A 17,020-nucleotide genomic window follows, 5' to 3' on the forward strand; every position below is an offset into this window, starting at 1 on the left:
GCCACCGAGCCGCTCCTCGTCCGGGCTCAGGCCCGCGACGTCACCTGTCCCTGTTCGGGGTTTCCTGCCCGGCTGCACCCAAACTGGGACAGGCTGCGACAGTCTTCGGCGGCCATCCGGCAGGACGGCGACCACGGGTATCGCGTTTCCCGGTCAGTCCCGTCCCCGGTCGCCATGGTGGACGTACCCCGCGGAGAGGTGCCACACGGCCCGGGCGCGTTCTGCATCCGGACTCTCCCGTGGGCGCAGCCGGGTGCCCGAGACACCACCGGTGTACCGTCCGCCGCGCCCGCACTCAAGGGCAGATGCGAAGGGGAGAGGGCCGGTCGGACTGCTCCCGCCGGCACAAGGAATCCGCCACGCGACGACCAGGACATCCGACGACCGGGACACCCGACGACCAGGACACCTGAGGGTGCGGTATGAGGCTTTGGCGTCCGTCTTGGCGGCGCTCGGACGCCAAGCCTCACACCGCACTCTCAAGATGAGTCTCCATAGCGGGTGGCAATCGCGGCGGCGCGGTTGCGTAGGGAGGTGCGCAGCGACTGCGGGGTCAGGGCTTCCGCGTCCGTGCTGAGCTGCCACAGCGCCCATTCGGCGTGTCGGGAATCTTGGAAGGTCACCTTCAGCCTCAGCCAGCCGTCTGCGTCGGGTTCTTCTGCGCGGACTGCCAGCGCGGTGTCCAGCAAATCCTCCCGTCGCGCCGGGTTCACTCGTACCAACACGGTGATGTGGTCGCCGCCGGAGAGAAACTGTGCGGAGCGTTCCCGCCAGATCCGGTCCAGATCGACCCGGTTTTGCCGCTGTGCCGTTTCGGGGAGTTCCTCGGCGGCCAACACGCGCGACAGCCGGTAGGTGCGCTCCGCGCCAGATCTCGTGGCCAGCAAGTAGCCCCGGTCGCGTACGGTGACCAGGCCGATCGGGTCCACCGTGCGCCACTGTGGTGTCTGGCCTGTGGCCGCGTAGCGGATGCGCAGCTTGTGTCCGGCGAGCACCGCGCGCCTGACCTCGATCATTGTCGTGTCTGGTACCTCCTCAGTGACCAGCCGGCGTGAGAGCAGGTCGGTTTCCGGGTCGACGAGAAATCGCTGGGCCGCGTCGCTCGCGGTGGCCCGGTGGCTTTCGGGCAGCGCGTCGACCACCTTCCGCATGGCCGAGGCGAGCGCCGAGCCGAGGCTGAATACCTGCCCGCCGCGCCCCGATCCGGCGGTGAGCAAGGCGAGGGCCTCGTCGTGGTTCAGACCGGTGAGCTCGGTCCGGAAACCGGGCAGCAAGGTGAAACCGCCGTGCCGGCCGCGTTCGGCGTAGACCGGGACGCCGGCCGCGGACAGTGCCTCGATGTCGCGCAGCACGGTGCGGGTGGATACCTCCAGCTCCCGGGCCAGCGTGTCCGCAGTCAGCCGACCGCGCTGACGCAGCAGCAGCACCAGCGAGACCAACCGGTCAGCACGCATACGAGAACGCTAGCGGAATACATGACTGGGGGTGTCGTGATTTGTTGCGAGGCTCGTCAACACGGCGTCGAAGCCGGCGCAACCGAGCCGATGGACGTACGTACTCCCGATGAATCGAATGGAGCTGTGGCAGTGGAAAGAACGGCGGTCAACCCGGTGACGTGGTCGGCGGAGATGGGATTCAACCAGGGTGAGGTTGTATCGGGGCACACCCGGACCTTGTACATCTCGGGGCAGACCGCGATGAGCGGCGACGGCAAGCCCCTGCATGACGGTGACATGGCGGCGCAGTTGGCGCTGAGCATCGACAACCTGGAGGCTGTGCTAGCCAAGGCCGGCATGTCTCTCGTGAACCTCGTCCGGCTCAACGTCTACACGACCGACGTCGATCTGCTTTTCCCGCACTACGGCGTGCTGGCGGCGCGGTTGGGTGCCGCCGGGGTGGCGCCGACCACCACGATGCTCGGGGTGGCGCGACTGGCGATCCCCGGCCAGCTGGTCGAGCTCGAGGGGACCGCCGTCGCGTGATGCGACCTCGCCGCCCCTGCTGCGCGTGCCGGTTCAACCGGCACGCGCAGCAGGCAGATGGGTGATCGTCTGTGCCCACAGGGTGGTGTGAGGCCTCGTGTCCGTTACGGCGGCTGACCAGACGCTTGAGCTGAGGGCGGATGCCCTCGGTGTTCTTCGGTACGACGGGCCGCTCCGGGCCCGGAGCGGCCCGTCCTCGTTGGTGAAGACGGTCATGATCTGCTGGGAGCCGGCGTGTTCGGGCGCAGCTCGTATGTCAGGTCCTCCCGCAGATCGGGTGGAACCTCCTCGCGAAGTCGTGGATGGACGATCGTCTCCGCCTGGTCGTTGTGGCGGCGCACCTGATGATCAACCGCCGGAGCAGAGGGTCGAAATTCACCTTGTCGACCTTGGTGAATTCCAGGTCCTTCATGGTCTCCTCGGCGCGCACGAGATTCATGACCCCGGCGGGCAGTCGGCCGCTGCCTGGAACCAGCCCACGCGCGATCCCGTACAGGAGCCACACGGCCGTGGGATGACACACCAGACCGACGGCGGCCCTCTTCAGACCAACTCCGGCGCCGAGGATCTCCGGTGGGCCGAAGGCGCCCTGCGGCCCGGTCGGCCGACCGGTTGACGTCGCTTGTCGGTGGGGTACCCGGGCCAATGTGAAGCGGCAGCGGCGTGGGCATCTTCGTCGCCGACGGAGTGCTGTACGTGCCGTATATGCCGTACGTGTCGTACGAACCCGGACGCGATGTCCCGACATCCGCGGCGGCAAGCCGAACTACCGAACCTTGGCAACACGATGAAGCTCTCGTTTCTCGACCCCCTCTTCACCGAACCCGGTCCCTGGGCCAGCGTGTACCTCGACACATCCCGGGACATCGACGATCCCGACAGGGCGATCGACCTGCGCTGGCGGCATCAGCGCGATGCCCTGCTCGCCCAGGGAGCGGACCGTGCAACCGTCTCCGCACTTGCCGAGGCCGTGGGCACGGACCGTTCGTTGCCTGGACCGCACGGACAGGCACTGTTCGCGGCGCACGGACACCTGGCCCTGGTGGAGGAACTGCCCGAGCCGCCGGTGCGTGACAGGGGCCGGCTGGACGTACTGCCCGACGCCGCGCCGCTGGCCGTGCAGCGCGCGCCGGACATCCCGTACCTGGCCGTCGCCCTCACACGCGGCGGCCAGTGGCCGGCGGACGAGGGAGCGGCGGACGAGGGGGTGGACGAGGGGATCGACGACCGTGGCCCGGGCGACCACGTAAGGGTCGTCTCGGCGACTGGGCGGTGGCCCACCGGCAGGGTCAGTCCGGGGCGGCGGCTGAGCCACCAGGTGCCGATCGACGCATGGCAGCGCACGGCCCCGCAGGTCGCCCGGGAACTCGCGGACCTTGCCGAACGCGACCGCGCCGAATCAATAGTGCTGTGCCGGGACCCGGACGATGTCTGGGTGCCGGGCGTCCTGGTGAACCAGTTGCCCACCCGGCTGCGGAGCCGGGTGACGGTGGTGGACGACGGCTGCGTAACCGGTCCCGGGGGAGCCGCCGGTCCGGGTGTGCTGGAGGAGCACGTGGGCCGGGTGCTGGACGGGTGCCTGAGCGCGGCGGACGAGCGGCTGGCGGAGGACTTCCTGGCGCAGCGTGCCCGGCACCGCCGGAGGTCGGAGGGCATCGACGCGGCGGTCGCCGCCCTGCAACGGGGACAGGCCCGAGCCCTCCTGCTCACCCGCGGGGCCCGGCTGCCCGAGTGCCTGTGGCTGGGCATCCAGCCACCGCAGATCGCAATGTCCGCTGCGGACCTGGAGGCTTTCGGCGTGACGTCCTTCCGGGAGGAACCGGCCGACGCGGCTCTGCTGCACGCCGTTGTCCGCACCGGAGCCGAACTGATCGTGCTGCCACCGGACCGCATCCCCCTGACCGACGGCGTGGGCGTCCTGTTGCGTTACCGGTACGCGCCGGCCCAGTCCGCACAGTAGGTGATTCAAGGCCGCCCGACGGTGCCCCGTGCCATGTGCTCGGCACCGCGGGTTCTCGCAGCGAGGGTGGGTACGCGGTGGGGAACATCCGGTTCGTATCGATCCGAAAGGCCGGCAGGAACGAAGAAGCCGGAAGAAGCCGGAGCAACCGAATAACTGAAAATACCGGAAGTATCCGAAGTATCCGAAGTGCCGAAAGTACCGGAAGAAGTTGATGTCGATGATCTCCGAGATGGTTCTGGTGCCCACCGACGACGCCACGCTCTCGGGCGACTTCGTCGTCCCGGCAGCGGCGCGTGCCGTGGTGCTGTTCGCGCACGGCAGTGGCAGTTCCCGGCACAGCCCACGCAACCGGATGGTCGCCGCCGAGTTGCGCACGGCCGGGTTCGGCACGCTGCTGATGGACCTGCTCAGCGAACGCGAGGAGCGGCACGACGCGATCACCGCCGAGCACCGCTTCGACGTTCCGCTCCTGGGGCGGCGGCTCGTGGCCGCGATCGACTGGCTGGAGGTGCAGCCTGACACCCGGGGGCTCCCGGTTGTCCTGTTCGGCGCCAGTACAGGCGCCGCGGCGGCTCTGGTGGCCGCGGCCGAGCGGCCGGACCGGGTGCTGACCGTGGTGTCGCGGGGTGGGCGGCCCGATCTCGCCGACGGCGCTTTGGAACACGTGAGGGCCCCGGTCCTGCTCATCGTCGGCGGTCAGGACAACGAGGTGCTCAAGCTCAACCAGGAGGCGGCTCGGCGGCTGCGCGCGCCGCACTCCCTGCGCATCGTGGAGGGAGCCACGCACCTGTTCGAAGAGCCCGGTGCTCTGGAACAGGTCGCCGAGACGGCCAGGCAGTGGTGCGACGACCGACTGCGCGCTGTTCGGGAGACGGCCGCGGAAGAGGAGTGACCGGGCCCATCGTTCGCAGGGGCCGACTCATCGAGACCCACCACGCTCATCGAGATCGACCAACCGGAAGGGGCAGTCCCCGGTGGTGCGAAGGCGGTCAGCGGGCAGCACTGGACCGTCCTGCCTCATCGGCATGATCATCGGTGTGATCACGGCGTGCGGTCCGTGTCGGCGGAGACGGGGGCGCGATGACCGGCGGCGATGGAACTGTCCTGGTCGGGATCGACGACACGTCCCACTCCTGGCTCGCCGCGGACCGGGCGGCACCCAAGCGGAGCTGCGCGGCGGTGCGTCGAGGCTCGTCCATGCCGTCGGCCCCTGATCCGAGATGGGATACGACGAGACCGGGACGGGTGTCACCGGCAGGTCTTCGAGGCCGCTACCGGCATGTTGGACGACGGCCGCGCCCGGATCGGGACTGCCCATCCGGGCCTGCGGATTGACGCCGTCCTCGCCCACGACCACCCGGCCGAGGCCATCCTGGACTCGGCCGAGGACGCCGACCTGATCGTGGTCGGAACCCGCGGGGAGGGAGGCTTTCGTTGTTGCAGGTCGCCGAGGAGTAGTCGCTGGGCCCGCGTCCGTCACATGGAGCCGTAGTGGGGCCACCCGAAGCGGTTCTCTGACCGACACCAGTCCGCCTCCTCCCGGGTGCCCCTCCGAGGCTTCGGGTTCGGACCGCCGCGCTCAGGATTCGGGGCCGCTTCAAAGGGAACTCGCGCGCGAAACGGCTCGCGAAGCCCCATACGGCGCACGGCCTGGTGACCGACCGGGACCTGACCATGCGGATCCTCGCGGAGGGCGGCGACCTCGGCACCATGCCGCACGCAAACGCTGGCTCAGGAAGCGGTTCTGATACCTGGGATGGCTGGGATTCCTGGGATGCCTGGAGGGAGCGTCCATGGACAACGCGCGACGCGAGGAAGCGTACCTACGACAGAGCGGACGCAAGACGGTCACCGGTCGACAGAGGCGACGTCTGAAGAAGAAGGCTGGGCAGGGCAAGGGATGACACGCCCAAGGTAACCAAGGTAAGGCGTGTCGGCCGTTGCTACGGCGCTGGCACAGGTCTCCGGCCTTGTGTGGAAGCCGGACGCGGAGTATCGGTGCGGTGCGACCGTGGGAGGCGGTGCTGTGGACGATGACGATGGCAGTGGCACGCTGAGGACGCTCATGTTCGGGGAACTGTGAACCAGCTGAGTCGGCGTGCCCTGTCTGACGATCTTCGGGCAGCCGATGCGCGCGAGAACGCCACGGTTGCGCAGCCCCAGGGGACACATGAGGGGTGAGGGTCTGGGGACTCGAGTTGATCACAAGCGGGGCAGTCAGTCGCGGAGGCTCGGGGCGACCGGCAACTGGGTCATCTGGGCTCGCCTGCGTGGCCGCGGGAGGCACCTTCACAGGGGCGAAGTTCGCGCCGTTGTGCACAATCGCGCGGTGGGCGATGCCGCTGCCGAGGTGGTTAGGCGCAGCTCGGGGGGTCGTCCTCGGTCGGTATGAATGGGTGTCTGCGCGAATACAGGTGACCCCAGCCGTGAGCGTGGAGTCGAGGGCAACTCGCTTGGTGCTCCCGTGTCTTCGAGCGCGAATCGGCCCCGCGGCCTGGCAACCCCGGGTCGGGACGTACTGGTTAAGGCTTGCCTGGTTTTGCCCAGGTTTGCTCTCAGTAGAAGACTGGTCATGTCGGAAGTTTCGGATGTGCGAGTGGCTACTGGGAGGCGTCATGTTCGTACGCACTGTTTATGCGACCGGCGATCCGGCAAACATCGACACGGCTATCGAGGGACTCAGCACTGAAGGCCGGGAATTGCTCGAGCAGCAGCCAGGCTTCCGCGGCTTCGGGATCTTCGCGGACCGGGAGCTCGGAAAGCTGCTGGGGGTGACCTGGTGGGAGTCGGAGGAGGCCCGGCGGAACAGCGACGAGGCATTGCGCGAGCGGCGGACGGCGCTCCTGGAGCGCTTCGCGGCAACAACGGCGACCGACAATTTCGAAGCGGTGGTCTTTCACTCCGTCCGGCAGCCGGAGGCGGGAGCGGGGCTGCGGGTCACCAGGGTGGAATTCGACCCCTCGGACGCGGATCTGTTCGCCGAGACGTTTCGGGCGACGGTGGTCCCGAAGCTCGAAACGCTCCCGGGACTGGCCAGGACGTCCCTGCTCATCGACCGGGACCGGGGGCGCGGACTGGTCGGCGCCCTCTTCGCCGACCGCGAGTCCTTTGCCGCGTCCCGCTCCGGCCAGGCGGCGGCCAGGCACGAGGGTGCCGCCAAGGCGCATGTCACCGTGACCGGGCTGGAGGAGTTCGAGGTCGTCTACGCCGACGTGCGAAGCGACTGAGGTGACGGGGGTTCCGAGCGGGGACGGTCGCAGCGGCCAAGCGCAGCGCCGCGCTCGGTGCACACCAGTCCTGGCAACCGTCCCGGCCGCCGTCCTGATCACGACATGACTCTGGCCACGGCCATGCATGCCTGCGTGCCTGACCGTCACGTGGTTTCCGCTTTGCCCGCGTCCAGCTCTGGGGCGTTTGAAGTGCCCGGTTGTTGGTTTGCTGCGGCTCCGCTCGGCGTCGCCCGTGACGCACGGGAGCGCAGGCTGATGCGCGTACGAGTAAACGGCTGAGAGGGTATCCGCGAGGTGTTTCGCCTGCAGCCGGGGGCCGCCGTCGACCCGATGCGTTCCACCGGTGCCATCAGTCATCGCGCGAGCGCCTTGGCGCCCCTGGGGTGCCGTTCCTCGAACTGCTGCGGGGGGAGACGGCGGTCTGGGAGGAAGTGGACGAACTCCGTGCGGTCATAGCGCGCTTGACCGAGCGCCTTGCCCGGCCGAGGAGCGCCTGCCGCGCCTGGTGAGCACCGGGAAACGGCGGCCGAGATTCTGGATGGCCCCGACGCCCACGCGGAGTCGTCACCGCCGACGCGGAGCCGTCGCCGGCGTGATCGGGCGGCCGCCGGCATCGCGCAGTCCGTCGCGGGTGTCGGCACGTCCGTAGTCCTTGGGAAGGGCCTGCGTCGCTCTCGGCGAGCGATGCGTTCGACGTGTCGATGCGGTACGGGCTGCCGGCCGCCGTGTGCCGGGATCGGGCCGACCGCCGACAGTGGTCCCGGTGGCGCGCGGGCGTGGACGGTCGTGCCGTCGCCCCCCTCGCGTACCCCGGGGCCGTCGCGGCGCGGCACGCGCGTTCCTCACAGCACGAGCCATCCGTCCTTTCAAGGGAGTACTGAGGTCCTGGATCTCCTGCGGCCCTGGAGCCGGGTCGGGTCTTGCCCAGGCCGGGGAAACACGTCACACTGGCACCGAACGAATGGTCGGTAGGGAAGCTGGTATCGATGACGACGACACACTCCGCCGCAGCAGGCGCGGGCGCCGGTGGTGCCGAGCCGGTGGCTGAGGGATCGCTCCAGGAGCACTTCGAGGCGACGATCGCGCGGGACCAGCGGATCGAGCCGCGTGACTGGATGCCGGAGGGCTATCGCAAGACGCTGATCCGGCAGATCGCCCAGCACGCGCACTCGGAGATCATCGGTATGCAGCCCGAGGGTGAGTGGATCACCCGGGCTCCGTCGTTGCGGCGCAAGGCCATCCTGTTCGCGAAGGTCCAGGACGAGGCCGGGCACGGGCTGTACCTCTACTCGGCGGCGGAGACCCTGGGTGCCGATCGCGCGGACCTGACCGAGCGGCTGATCGAGTGCCGGCAGAAGTACTCGTCGATCTTCAACTACCCGACGCCGACCTTCGCCGACGTCGGCGTGATCGGCTGGTTCGTGGACGGGGCCGCTATCTGCAACCAGGTGCCCCTGTGCCGGAGTTCGTACGGGCCGTACGCGCGCGCGATGGTACGGATCTGCAAGGAGGAGTCGTTCCATCAGCGGCAGGGCTACGAGCTGCTGTTGACGATGATGCGCGGCACCGAGGCGCAGCGGCAGATGGTCCAGGACGCGGTGGACCGCTGGTGGTGGCCGTCGCTGATGATGTTCGGCCCGCCCGACGGCGACTCGCCGAACTCGGCGGCCTCGATGGCCTGGAAGATCAAGCGGCACAGCAACGATGAGCTGCGCCAGCGCTTCGTCGACATGACCGTGCCCCAGGCCGCCAAGCTCGGCGTCACGCTGCCCGACCCGGAGCTGCGCTGGAACGAGGAGCGCGGACGCCACGACTACGGCACCCCCGACTGGTCCGAGCTCAAGCGAGTGATCAGCGGCGACGGGCCGTGCAACGCCGAGCGGGTCGAGCGGCGCCGGTCCGCCCACCAGGAAGGCACCTGGGTACGCGAGGCGGCCACCGCCCACGCGGCCAAGCAGAGCGAGCGAGCCCGGAAGGAAACAGCGGCATGAGTGACACCGAGGGCAGGAAGGGCGACTGGCCGCTGTACGAGGTGTTCGTGCGCGGCAAGCGCGGGCTGAACCACGTGCACGTGGGCTCGCTGCACGCGGCCGACGACACCATGGCGCTCACACACGCGCGCGACCTGTACACGCGGCGCAACGAGGGCGTGAGCATCTGGGTGGTGCGCTCGGAGCACATCGCCGCGTCCACACGCGACGAGAAGGACCCGTTCTTCGCACCCAGCGCCGACAAGGTCTACCGCCACCCGACGTTCTACGACATCCCCGACGATGTCCCGCACATCTGAGGAGCAGGGCATGAGTGACGACCACGTCTACATGTCCCTGGCCGAGGGGCACGACGACGGCGACGCCCGCTGGGCGTTCGGCACCGGCTTCGAGGACCCGCTGCACGGCGTGGACACCGCCGTACCCGAGGGGACCGATGCCGGGGAACTGACAGCGTCCTGCCTCGCACTGGCCGACGACGCGCTGGTCTCCGCGCAGCGGCTGGCCGAGTGGTGCACCAGGGCGCCCGAGCTGGAGGAGGAGGTGGCACTGGCCAACATCGGGCTCGACCTGCTCGGCCAGGCCCGCCTGCTGTACGCGCGCGCCGGTCAGGTCGACGGCACGGGACGCGGCGAGGACGCGTACGCCTACTTCCGGGACGCCGGCGACTTCCGCAACGTACGCCTGGCCGAACTCCCCATCGGCGACTTCGCGTTCTCGATCGTGCGCCTGCTGGTGCTGTCCAGCTGGCGCCTCGCACACTTCGAGCACCTCACGTCTCACCCGGACCCCGTCCTGGCGGCGATCGCCGAGAAGGGCGTCAAGGAGCTGACGTACCACCGGCAGTACGCGGCCGAGTGGGTGGTGCGCCTGGGTGACGGCACCGAGGAGTCGTACCGCCGGATGCGTACGGCCCTGGAGCAGGTCGCCCCGTACCTCGGCGAGCTGTTCACGGCGTACGACGTACGGGACGAGGTCGTCGCCGTCCTGCGTCAGGTCACCGAGGCGGCGGGGCTGCCCATGCCCGCCTACCGGCCGCTGCCCGGCGCCGGACGCGACGGCGAACACACCGGGCATCTCGTGCCGCTGCTGGCCGAGTTGCAGAGCGTGGCGCGCGCCCACCCGGAGGCGACATGGTGACGGTACTGACGGACGTCCGGCGGGCCCGGCGCATCGCCGAGCACGTGCCGGATCCCGAGCTGCCCATGCTGACCCTGGCCGACCTCGGAGTCCTGCGCGAGGTCGACGTGACCGAGGACGGCACCGTGGTCGCCAGCCTGACGCCGACCTACTCGGGCTGCCCGGCGATGGCCGAGATGCGCGCCGACGTGGCCCGGCGGCTGCGAGACGCGGGTTTCGCCCGCGTGGAGATCCGTACGGTCCTGAACCCGCCGTGGACGACGGACTGGATCACCCCTGCCGGTCGCCGCAAGCTCGCCGAACACGGCATCGCCCCACCCGGCGCCGCACCGCGTCGCGCCGCCGGTCCGGTGCCCCTGGTGCTGACCACCACGCGGCGCGCCGCCGTGCCCTGCCCGCGCTGCGGCTCGGTGGACACCGAGGAGACCTCCCGTTTCGCCGCCACGTCCTGCAAGGCGCTGTGGCGCTGCCGGGCTTGCCGGGAGCCGTTCGAGTACGTCAAGGAGATCTGATGGAAGACGTGATGGGCCCGGCCGCCCATGCCCCCGCCCCCGACCTGGCGGTACGGCCGCGTACCCGCCGCCGTCCGGTCTTCCGCACCCTGCGGGTCGCCGCCGTTCAACCGCTGTGCGAGGACGCGGCCGCGGTCAGCTTCGACATCCCGGAGGAGCTGGCCGAGGAGTTCGCCTTCGCGCCCGGCCAGTCGCTCACCCTGCGCCGCCAGATCGACGGCCGTGACGAGCGCCGCTCGTACTCCATCTGTTCTCCTGCCGGATCGGTTCCGCGCGTCGGCGTACGAGTGGTGCCGGGCGGACTGTTCTCGTCCTGGCTGGTGCGTGACGTGCGCCCGGGCGACACCGTCGAGGTGATGGCACCCACCGGCGCCTTCACCCCCGACCTCGCCGCCCCCGGCCATCACGTGCTGATCGCGGCGGGCTCCGGCATCACGCCCATGCTGTCCATCGCCGAGTCCGTGCTGGCCGCGGACCCTCGCTCGACCGTCGCCCTCTTCTACGGCAACCGGCGCACCGGGACCGTGATGTTCGCCGACGAACTGGCCGACCTGAAGGACCTGTACCCGACCCGGTTCCAGCTCGCCCATGTGCTGTCCCGCGAGCCCCGGGAGGCCGAGGTGCTCTCCGGCCGTCTCGACGCCGACCGGCTGTCCGCCCTCATCGACTCGCTCGTCGACGTGAAGACCGCGGACCACTGGTGGCTGTGCGGCCCGCACGGCATGGTCCGCGACGCCCAGCGGGTCCTGGCCGGCCTCGGGGTACCCGATGACCGAGTTCACCAGGAGCTGTTCTACGCCGACGACGAGCCCGTACGGGAACTGCGCCACGAGGACGCCGCCGCCGAGGGCCCGGTCAGCCAGGTCACCGTCACCCTGGACGGCCGCTCCACGACTTCCGCCCTGTCCCGCGAACGCCCCATCCTCGACGGCGCCCAGAAGACCCGGCCCGACCTGCCCTTCGCCTGCAAGGGCGGCGTCTGCGGCACGTGCCGCGCCCTGGTCACCGACGGCAAGGCGGACATGCGCCGCAACTTCGCCCTCGAACCCGCCGAGGTCGACGCCGGCTACGTCCTCACCTGCCAGTCGTTCCCGGTCTCCGAAACGCTGACCGTCGACTACGACAGCTGAGGTTCACCAGGCGCCGCGGTGTGCCAGACCCAGCGCCAGCACGGCGACGGACAGTGAGAGGAAGGCGGCCGCGGAGCCGAGTCGGCGGTCGCCCACCCGCAGGTGTGCGCCTATCGCGCCGAGGAAGTACAGGACGAGACATGCCGCGGCCGCCGTTCCGATCAAAGGCACGACAAAGCCGATCAGTAGCCCGACGGCACCCGCACCGAGGAGGGTGCCCAACGGGACCATCCACGACCGGGGGACACTCAGCCGGTCGGCGATCGTGGCGATCGACTCGTGTCCGACCAGGTCCAGATAGGCGCCGTAGCCGAGAGCGGTCGCGGTCAGCAGGTTGACCGCGACGTACGCGGCGAACATGGATCCTCCACGGGCTGGGAGCAAGGCGATGTGTTCCGCCCTTCTCGTTCTCTTCGGTCCTGTCCTCTTCTTTCCTGCCCTCCACCCTCTTCGAGCCCGGCGTTGCGGGTCCAGTACCCGCCTCCATAACCTGAGGGCATGGATGTCGACACGCGACTGCTGCGGTACTTCGCCGCGGTCGCGCGGGAGGGAAACCTCACCCGCGCCGCGGAACAGCTGTTCGTGTCGCAGCCGGCGATGACCAAGCAGATCAGGCAGCTGGAGGCCCAGCTGGGCGTGGAGCTGTTCACGCGCTCCCGGGTCGGCATGGCCCTGACCGAACCGGGCCGTGCACTGGCAGCCGGGGTGCCCGGACTGCAGGCGGCCTCCGAGTGCCGGATGTCATTGATCGAGCGCAGCTCGTAGAGCAGTAGGCCGGTGCCGTTGCTGTATGAGTCCACCTCGGCGACGGCGCGAGCGCCGACGCGCAGCACGACGGTGGTGTCGAAGGCGGCGCTGTATCAGAAGGCCGGCACGGCGGCCGCGGCGACGAAAGCGGTCAGGCTACGCCGCAACCCCCGCGACCACCAGCGCGCAGCCACACCGCAGCCAGGCATCAAGATCAGGCGGCTCGCCCCTCGCCGCCCGGTGCGGACCTTCGCCCGGGACAAACCCCAGCTCTGAGTCGCCCATCACACCGACCGGCCGGCGCCCGGCACTGGCGTGGAAGCCGGTGCTGGTGGTGGGGTGGCTGCCGGTCGCGCTGTTGTTGTCGGTGGAGTTGTTGGCGCATCGGCCGGCTGCACGGGTGGATGTGGAGCATCGCATGGCAGAAGGTGCCAAGGCTGACGGAGGCGTTGATCGAGCCTCTGAGGATCCGTTGTTGGGGCGTGCCTGGCAGGTCGATGCCCGGCATCGGGATCTGCATCAGCGCCCGGTCTCGGCTGAGTCTCTGGGCAAAGAGCTAGGGATCGGGGCGGACCGGTCGAGACAGTTGGTGGCACTGGTGCGGGCGAACCGTACGGCAACCTCCGAGGTTGAGCACCGGCATATAACCCACTCGTCTGGCTTGGGAGCTCTCATGGGGCCTGCGGGGTGAATCGGGAGACTCGGTTCCGCGCCGCCGGTGGGTGAGCACTCTTGGGCTCGGAGGCGTCCGATTTGTGAGGTCGGACCGTGCCCTGCAGTCGGTTGGAAGGCCAGACCGCTGATGGGGCGGCGTGCCCGCCTGCTGGGCGTGAGCACTGGATCCATCAGAGCGTGTGCCGTGTCTTCCGCGGGCTGCACCCTCGGTGAAGAATCGGACGGGCAGGGCAGGGTGCTGCTGATCGGTGACGACTGGGCCGAGGGCCATCACGGTCCTGATCAAGCAGATCCGCGACTACATCGACTCCTGGAACGAGAGGGCGAAACCCTTCACCTGGACCGCCGCTGCCGACGAGATCCTCGCCAAGGTGCGACTCGTTCAGATCAGGGTGAAGAAACTCGTCAATAACAACTCGAGATAACACAATCAGGTCAGGAGACACTAGACGTCGATCTCGTAAAGCAGGATGTCGTGGACGAGCGTGCCAAGGCCTTCCGAACCTGTCTTGGCCTTGATCCTCGCACGGTGGACGTCGACGGTCTTGGCACTGGCGCCGAGCCTGCGGGCTATGACCTGGCTGGGTAGTCCGTCGATGACGTGCCGGAGCACCTCGCGTTCCCGTTGGGTCAGTGTTTCGAGACGTCGGAGGACCTGTCTGCGGCGGGCGTGCTCGGCAAACCGCCGACGTGCCTCCAGCATCTGGTCCTGCACGAGTTCAAGCATTCGCTGGGGCTGGTAGGGCTTCTGCAGGAAGTCGACGGCCCCGTGCCGCAGCGCTCGCACCGACATCGGGATGTCGCCGTGTGCGGAGCAGAAGATGACAGGTGCCGGGTAGTTGAGTTCGAGCAGCCGCTCCTGCAGCTGAAAGCCGCTCAGCCCGGGCATCCGGACGTCGACGATGACGACCGCCGGTTCGTCCGGGTCGAACTCGGCGAGGAACGAGGTCGCGTCTGCGTAGGTGAGCGCCTGGATGCCCACGCTCTGGAAGAGAAAGACGAGCGACCTGCGGAGATCCTCGCTGTCGTCGACGATGTGGACGATGGGGTTGTGCCGAGGCCGTTCCAGCAATGTCATGCAGCCTGCCTTCCGGGTTGGTTCCCGGACGAGGAACGCGGTCACGACCCATGCGCACAGAGGCCGCGGTGTGTCGCCGGGCCGTCTCACCGCGGCGGCGCGCTGAACCGGCCTGCGTCTCAGGGGTCTCTGCTCCCAACGCGGTGCGCTTCGTCCCGGACGCCGAACTCCGGCCAGGAGGTGTCGCTGCCGCGCCTCAATCGCCGACTGCGGCCAGGAACGAAAGGACCGCGTCTGCCACTTCGGTCGGCTTCTGCTCCATCAGGGGAATCATGCCGCCGTCGATTTCGCGGACCTTCACGGTGTCGGCGTTGGTGTAGACCTTGGACAGCTTCTCGGAGTGCGGGTAGGACGCCGGGTCCGCCGTGGCCGCGATTAGCAGCACGGGCGCGGTGACCAGACCGACACGGTCCTCCATGACGTAGCGGGTGCAGGCCAGGTGGCCTTCTCGGGGATCCACCCCCGGAGCGAGGGCATCCCGGATGAAACGGTCGAGGAGATCGGGACATTCGGCCGGGTAGAGCGGAGCACGCTTCGCCCACAGCGTCGTGAGGTGACTGCCGTCGTCCCGCTTCTCAGCGGTGTCGACATCCGAGTCGGCCGCGGGCCCGCGGAAGTGCGCGTCGGCAAACGCACCGGCGGACAGGACCGCGGCGGTCACCCGGTCGGGAGCGGCCGCGGCGACTTCGGACGCCACGAACATGCCCGTGTGGTGTCCGAGGACGGCGAATGTGGTCAGGCCCAGTGCGTCGGCGAGAGCGAACACGCCGGAGGCGTACTGCTCGATGGTCTGTGGCGCAGGCGGCTTCGCGGACAGGCCGAAGCCGTACATGTCCATCGCGATCACTCGACGCTCGGCGGCGAGCAACGGCTGCACCTCCGTGAACTCGTCGAGCGAGCGCGGCGTCTGGTGCAGCAGGATGATCGGCTCGCCGGCTCCGGCCTCGGCGTAGTGCAGCTGCCCGAGCGGCGTATCGACGTAGCCGTAGCGGACGGTGATGTCGGACATGAGCCTCCTTCGAAGCAGAACGGAACGCGGGAGTGCCAAGTGGCGTCAGTGTCGGGCTCCGGGACCGGTCGAGGCCATGGGCTGGTCCGTTCAGCGAACCGAGCCACCGCGCGCTGAGCAGGCCACGTCCGGGTCGGCGCCGTACTGCGCACCCTCTGCCGCGAAGGGACCGCTCACCGAACCACGGCCATCCATGGACCTGAGCGGACGCCTAGCCTCGGGATCGGCCGAACGGCCGTGTGACCGGCAGTCACCACCGGCAGGCTGCTGCCGCGGAAGGGAAGAATGATGACGCAAGACGCCACCATCGCGGAGTTGACCAAGCGGATCGGGGCGCTGGAAGCCGAGGCGGAGATCCGCCGGGTTCAGGCACGCTACATGTTCCTCTGTGACACACCATGCCCGGAGTTCGGTGTCCCCGACGACGCCCATCGCATTGATCTGATCATGGAGCTCTACACCGAGGACGCCGTCTGGGAGGGTGTGGGGGAGTACTACGACGGCCAGTTCGGCCGGGCCGAGGGCCATGCCGCGATCCGCGCGCACTTCGAGACCTTCTGGGGTGAGAAGCAGGACCCGGCGCTGCTCCTCAACGCGCACTATCTGACGTCGGAACAGATTCATGTCGAGGGCGACAAGGCTACCGGCCAGTGGATCCACATGCAGCCCTGGCTGTTCTCCGACGGTCAGGCCCTGCTGCGATCGAGTCGGCTCAACAATGCCTTCCGCAGGATCGACGGCGCCTGGAAGATCACCCGGACTCGTACCGAGAACGTCTTCGTCGCTCCGCTGCCGGCGAATTTCGCCGGGAGTTATCCGTCGGCGTCAGTGCTGATGCGGCCGTAACCGTGTCCAGCGCATGCTCGCTGATACGGAGGGGAGAGCAGTGACGCGGCGGGAGTCACCGGTCGTCCACATCGTCGACGACGACGAGGACCTGCGCCAGTCACTGGTCTTCCTCCTGAAGAGCGTCGGGATCGTCGCGCTCACCTATCCGGACGCGGCCAGCTTTCTGGCGGAGTTCGACCCCGGCGAACCGGGTGTGGTCATCGTCGACGTCCGGATGCCAGGGCTCAGCGGCTTCCAACTCCAGGAGCGGTTGATCCGCCGCGAATACCCGGCCCCGGTCATCTTCTGCTCGGCGCACGGCGACATCTCGCTGTCGGTGCGGGCGATGCGGGCGGGAGCGGTGGACTTCCTGGAAAAACCCTATGAGGCGCAGCGGATGCTGGAGATCGTGCAAGCCCAGCTCGCCGAGGCCGAACGCGCCTTCGCCGCACAGGCGAATCGCAGACGCGTGGAGGAACGGCTGCGGAGCCTGACGCCACGGGAGCGGGATGTGCTGCGGCTGGTGATCGACGGGTTGTCGAGGCAGCTGATCGCGCGCCGGCTGGGCGCGAGCGTCAAGACGGTCGACGTGCACCGGGCCGGGATCAAGGCCAAGACCGGTGCCGAGACCCTCGGTGCCCTGGTGCGGGACATCCTGTCGTTTCGGATCAGCGTCTGAATCGGGAGCCGGGGACGGTCGGCCTGACTTGCGCACGCTCGCTGTCAGGCCCTCGC

At 69.0% G+C, this 17,020-nt stretch carries 17 protein-coding genes and 1 pseudogene; 14 read left to right on the top strand and 4 right to left on the bottom strand.

The window, feature by feature from the left end; genetic code table 11:
* Nucleotides 1–479: 479 nt before the first annotated feature.
* Complete coding sequence (locus ACTWQR_RS06575; RefSeq protein ID WP_443225953.1) at nucleotides 480–1,454, bottom strand: helix-turn-helix transcriptional regulator; 975 nt, start codon at nucleotides 1,452–1,454, stop codon at nucleotides 480–482.
* Nucleotides 1,455–1,586: 132 nt separating this feature from the next.
* Here ACTWQR_RS06575 and ACTWQR_RS06580 point away from each other — a divergent pair, with 132 nt between their 5' ends.
* From ACTWQR_RS06580 to paaE, 9 genes are all read left to right on the top strand, one after another.
* Nucleotides 1,587–1,982: a RidA family protein gene (locus ACTWQR_RS06580; RefSeq protein WP_443226095.1), complete on the top strand. Its 396-nt coding sequence runs from the start codon at nucleotides 1,587–1,589 to the stop codon at nucleotides 1,980–1,982.
* 787 nt (nucleotides 1,983–2,769) lie between these two features.
* Nucleotides 2,770–3,942, top strand: coding sequence for a baeRF2 domain-containing protein (locus ACTWQR_RS06585; protein ID WP_443225954.1), 1,173 nt, complete (start codon nucleotides 2,770–2,772; stop codon nucleotides 3,940–3,942).
* A gap of 220 nt (nucleotides 3,943–4,162) precedes the next feature.
* Nucleotides 4,163–4,837, top strand: a complete 675-nt coding sequence (locus ACTWQR_RS06590) for a dienelactone hydrolase family protein (protein WP_443225955.1) — start codon at nucleotides 4,163–4,165, stop codon at nucleotides 4,835–4,837.
* 1,723 nt (nucleotides 4,838–6,560) lie between these two features.
* Nucleotides 6,561–7,172 carry a hypothetical protein gene (locus tag ACTWQR_RS06595; protein ID WP_443225956.1) on the top strand — a complete coding sequence of 204 codons (612 nt, stop codon included), beginning with the start codon at nucleotides 6,561–6,563 and terminating at the stop codon, nucleotides 7,170–7,172.
* A 989-nt stretch (nucleotides 7,173–8,161) separates the two neighbouring features.
* Nucleotides 8,162–9,166, top strand: a complete 1,005-nt coding sequence (paaA, locus tag ACTWQR_RS06600) for a 1,2-phenylacetyl-CoA epoxidase subunit PaaA (protein ID WP_443225957.1) — start codon at nucleotides 8,162–8,164, stop codon at nucleotides 9,164–9,166.
* Nucleotides 9,163–9,465 (top strand): 1,2-phenylacetyl-CoA epoxidase subunit PaaB, encoded by a 303-nt coding sequence (gene paaB / locus ACTWQR_RS06605; RefSeq protein WP_443225958.1) that lies wholly within the window; start codon nucleotides 9,163–9,165, stop codon nucleotides 9,463–9,465. The genes paaA and paaB overlap by 4 nt, the downstream gene beginning before the upstream one ends.
* A gap of 10 nt (nucleotides 9,466–9,475) precedes the next feature.
* On the top strand, nucleotides 9,476–10,306 hold the full coding sequence (paaC, locus tag ACTWQR_RS06610; RefSeq protein ID WP_443225959.1) for a 1,2-phenylacetyl-CoA epoxidase subunit PaaC: 831 nt from the start codon (nucleotides 9,476–9,478) through the stop codon (nucleotides 10,304–10,306).
* Nucleotides 10,300–10,818, top strand: a complete 519-nt coding sequence (gene paaD, locus ACTWQR_RS06615; RefSeq protein WP_443225960.1) for a 1,2-phenylacetyl-CoA epoxidase subunit PaaD — start codon at nucleotides 10,300–10,302, stop codon at nucleotides 10,816–10,818. The genes paaC and paaD overlap by 7 nt, the downstream gene beginning before the upstream one ends.
* 11 nt (nucleotides 10,819–10,829) lie before the next feature.
* Nucleotides 10,830–11,948 carry a 1,2-phenylacetyl-CoA epoxidase subunit PaaE gene (paaE, locus tag ACTWQR_RS06620; protein ID WP_443226096.1) on the top strand — a complete coding sequence of 373 codons (1,119 nt, stop codon included), beginning with the start codon at nucleotides 10,830–10,832 and terminating at the stop codon, nucleotides 11,946–11,948.
* A 3-nt stretch (nucleotides 11,949–11,951) separates the two neighbouring features.
* Here paaE and ACTWQR_RS06625 read toward each other — a convergent pair whose 3' ends face one another.
* Nucleotides 11,952–12,308, bottom strand: coding sequence for a DoxX family protein (locus ACTWQR_RS06625; RefSeq protein ID WP_443225961.1), 357 nt, complete (start codon nucleotides 12,306–12,308; stop codon nucleotides 11,952–11,954).
* A 138-nt stretch (nucleotides 12,309–12,446) separates the two neighbouring features.
* On the opposite strand from ACTWQR_RS06625, the pseudogene ACTWQR_RS06630 reads away from it, so the two are divergent.
* The 3 genes and pseudogenes from ACTWQR_RS06630 to ACTWQR_RS06640 form a co-directional block, all read left to right on the top strand.
* Nucleotides 12,447–12,671 (top strand): annotated as a pseudogene (locus tag ACTWQR_RS06630) (LysR family transcriptional regulator); the annotation flags it as partial.
* A 54-nt stretch (nucleotides 12,672–12,725) separates the two neighbouring features.
* Complete coding sequence (locus tag ACTWQR_RS06635) at nucleotides 12,726–12,971, top strand: hypothetical protein (RefSeq protein ID WP_443225962.1); 246 nt, start codon at nucleotides 12,726–12,728, stop codon at nucleotides 12,969–12,971.
* A 647-nt stretch (nucleotides 12,972–13,618) separates the two neighbouring features.
* The gene (locus ACTWQR_RS06640) at nucleotides 13,619–13,795 is read left to right on the top strand and encodes a hypothetical protein (protein ID WP_443225963.1); all 177 of its coding nucleotides are present in this window, start codon (nucleotides 13,619–13,621) and stop codon (nucleotides 13,793–13,795) included.
* A 20-nt stretch (nucleotides 13,796–13,815) separates the two neighbouring features.
* Here the strand turns inward: ACTWQR_RS06640 and ACTWQR_RS06645 are convergent, their stop codons facing one another.
* Together ACTWQR_RS06645 and ACTWQR_RS06650 are read right to left on the bottom strand one after the other, a co-directional pair.
* On the bottom strand, nucleotides 13,816–14,448 hold the full coding sequence (locus ACTWQR_RS06645) for a response regulator transcription factor (RefSeq protein ID WP_443225964.1): 633 nt from the start codon (nucleotides 14,446–14,448) through the stop codon (nucleotides 13,816–13,818).
* A gap of 196 nt (nucleotides 14,449–14,644) precedes the next feature.
* Entirely contained in the window at nucleotides 14,645–15,457 is an 813-nt protein-coding gene (locus ACTWQR_RS06650; protein WP_443225965.1) for an alpha/beta fold hydrolase, read from the bottom strand.
* 285 nt (nucleotides 15,458–15,742) lie between these two features.
* On the opposite strand from ACTWQR_RS06650, the gene ACTWQR_RS06655 reads away from it, so the two are divergent.
* Nucleotides 15,743–16,303 (top strand): nuclear transport factor 2 family protein, encoded by a 561-nt coding sequence (locus tag ACTWQR_RS06655; RefSeq protein WP_443225966.1) that lies wholly within the window; start codon nucleotides 15,743–15,745, stop codon nucleotides 16,301–16,303.
* Between the two features lie 40 nt (nucleotides 16,304–16,343).
* A complete protein-coding gene (locus ACTWQR_RS06660) occupies nucleotides 16,344–16,964 on the top strand; it encodes a response regulator transcription factor (protein ID WP_443225967.1) in 621 nt (206 codons plus the stop codon).
* Nucleotides 16,965–17,020: the final 56 nt, after the last annotated feature.

Origin of the sequence: Streptomyces sp. 2A115 (genome assembly GCF_052245575.1) — a bacterium.
In the GTDB taxonomy this organism is placed as follows: domain Bacteria; phylum Actinomycetota; class Actinomycetes; order Streptomycetales; family Streptomycetaceae; genus Streptomyces.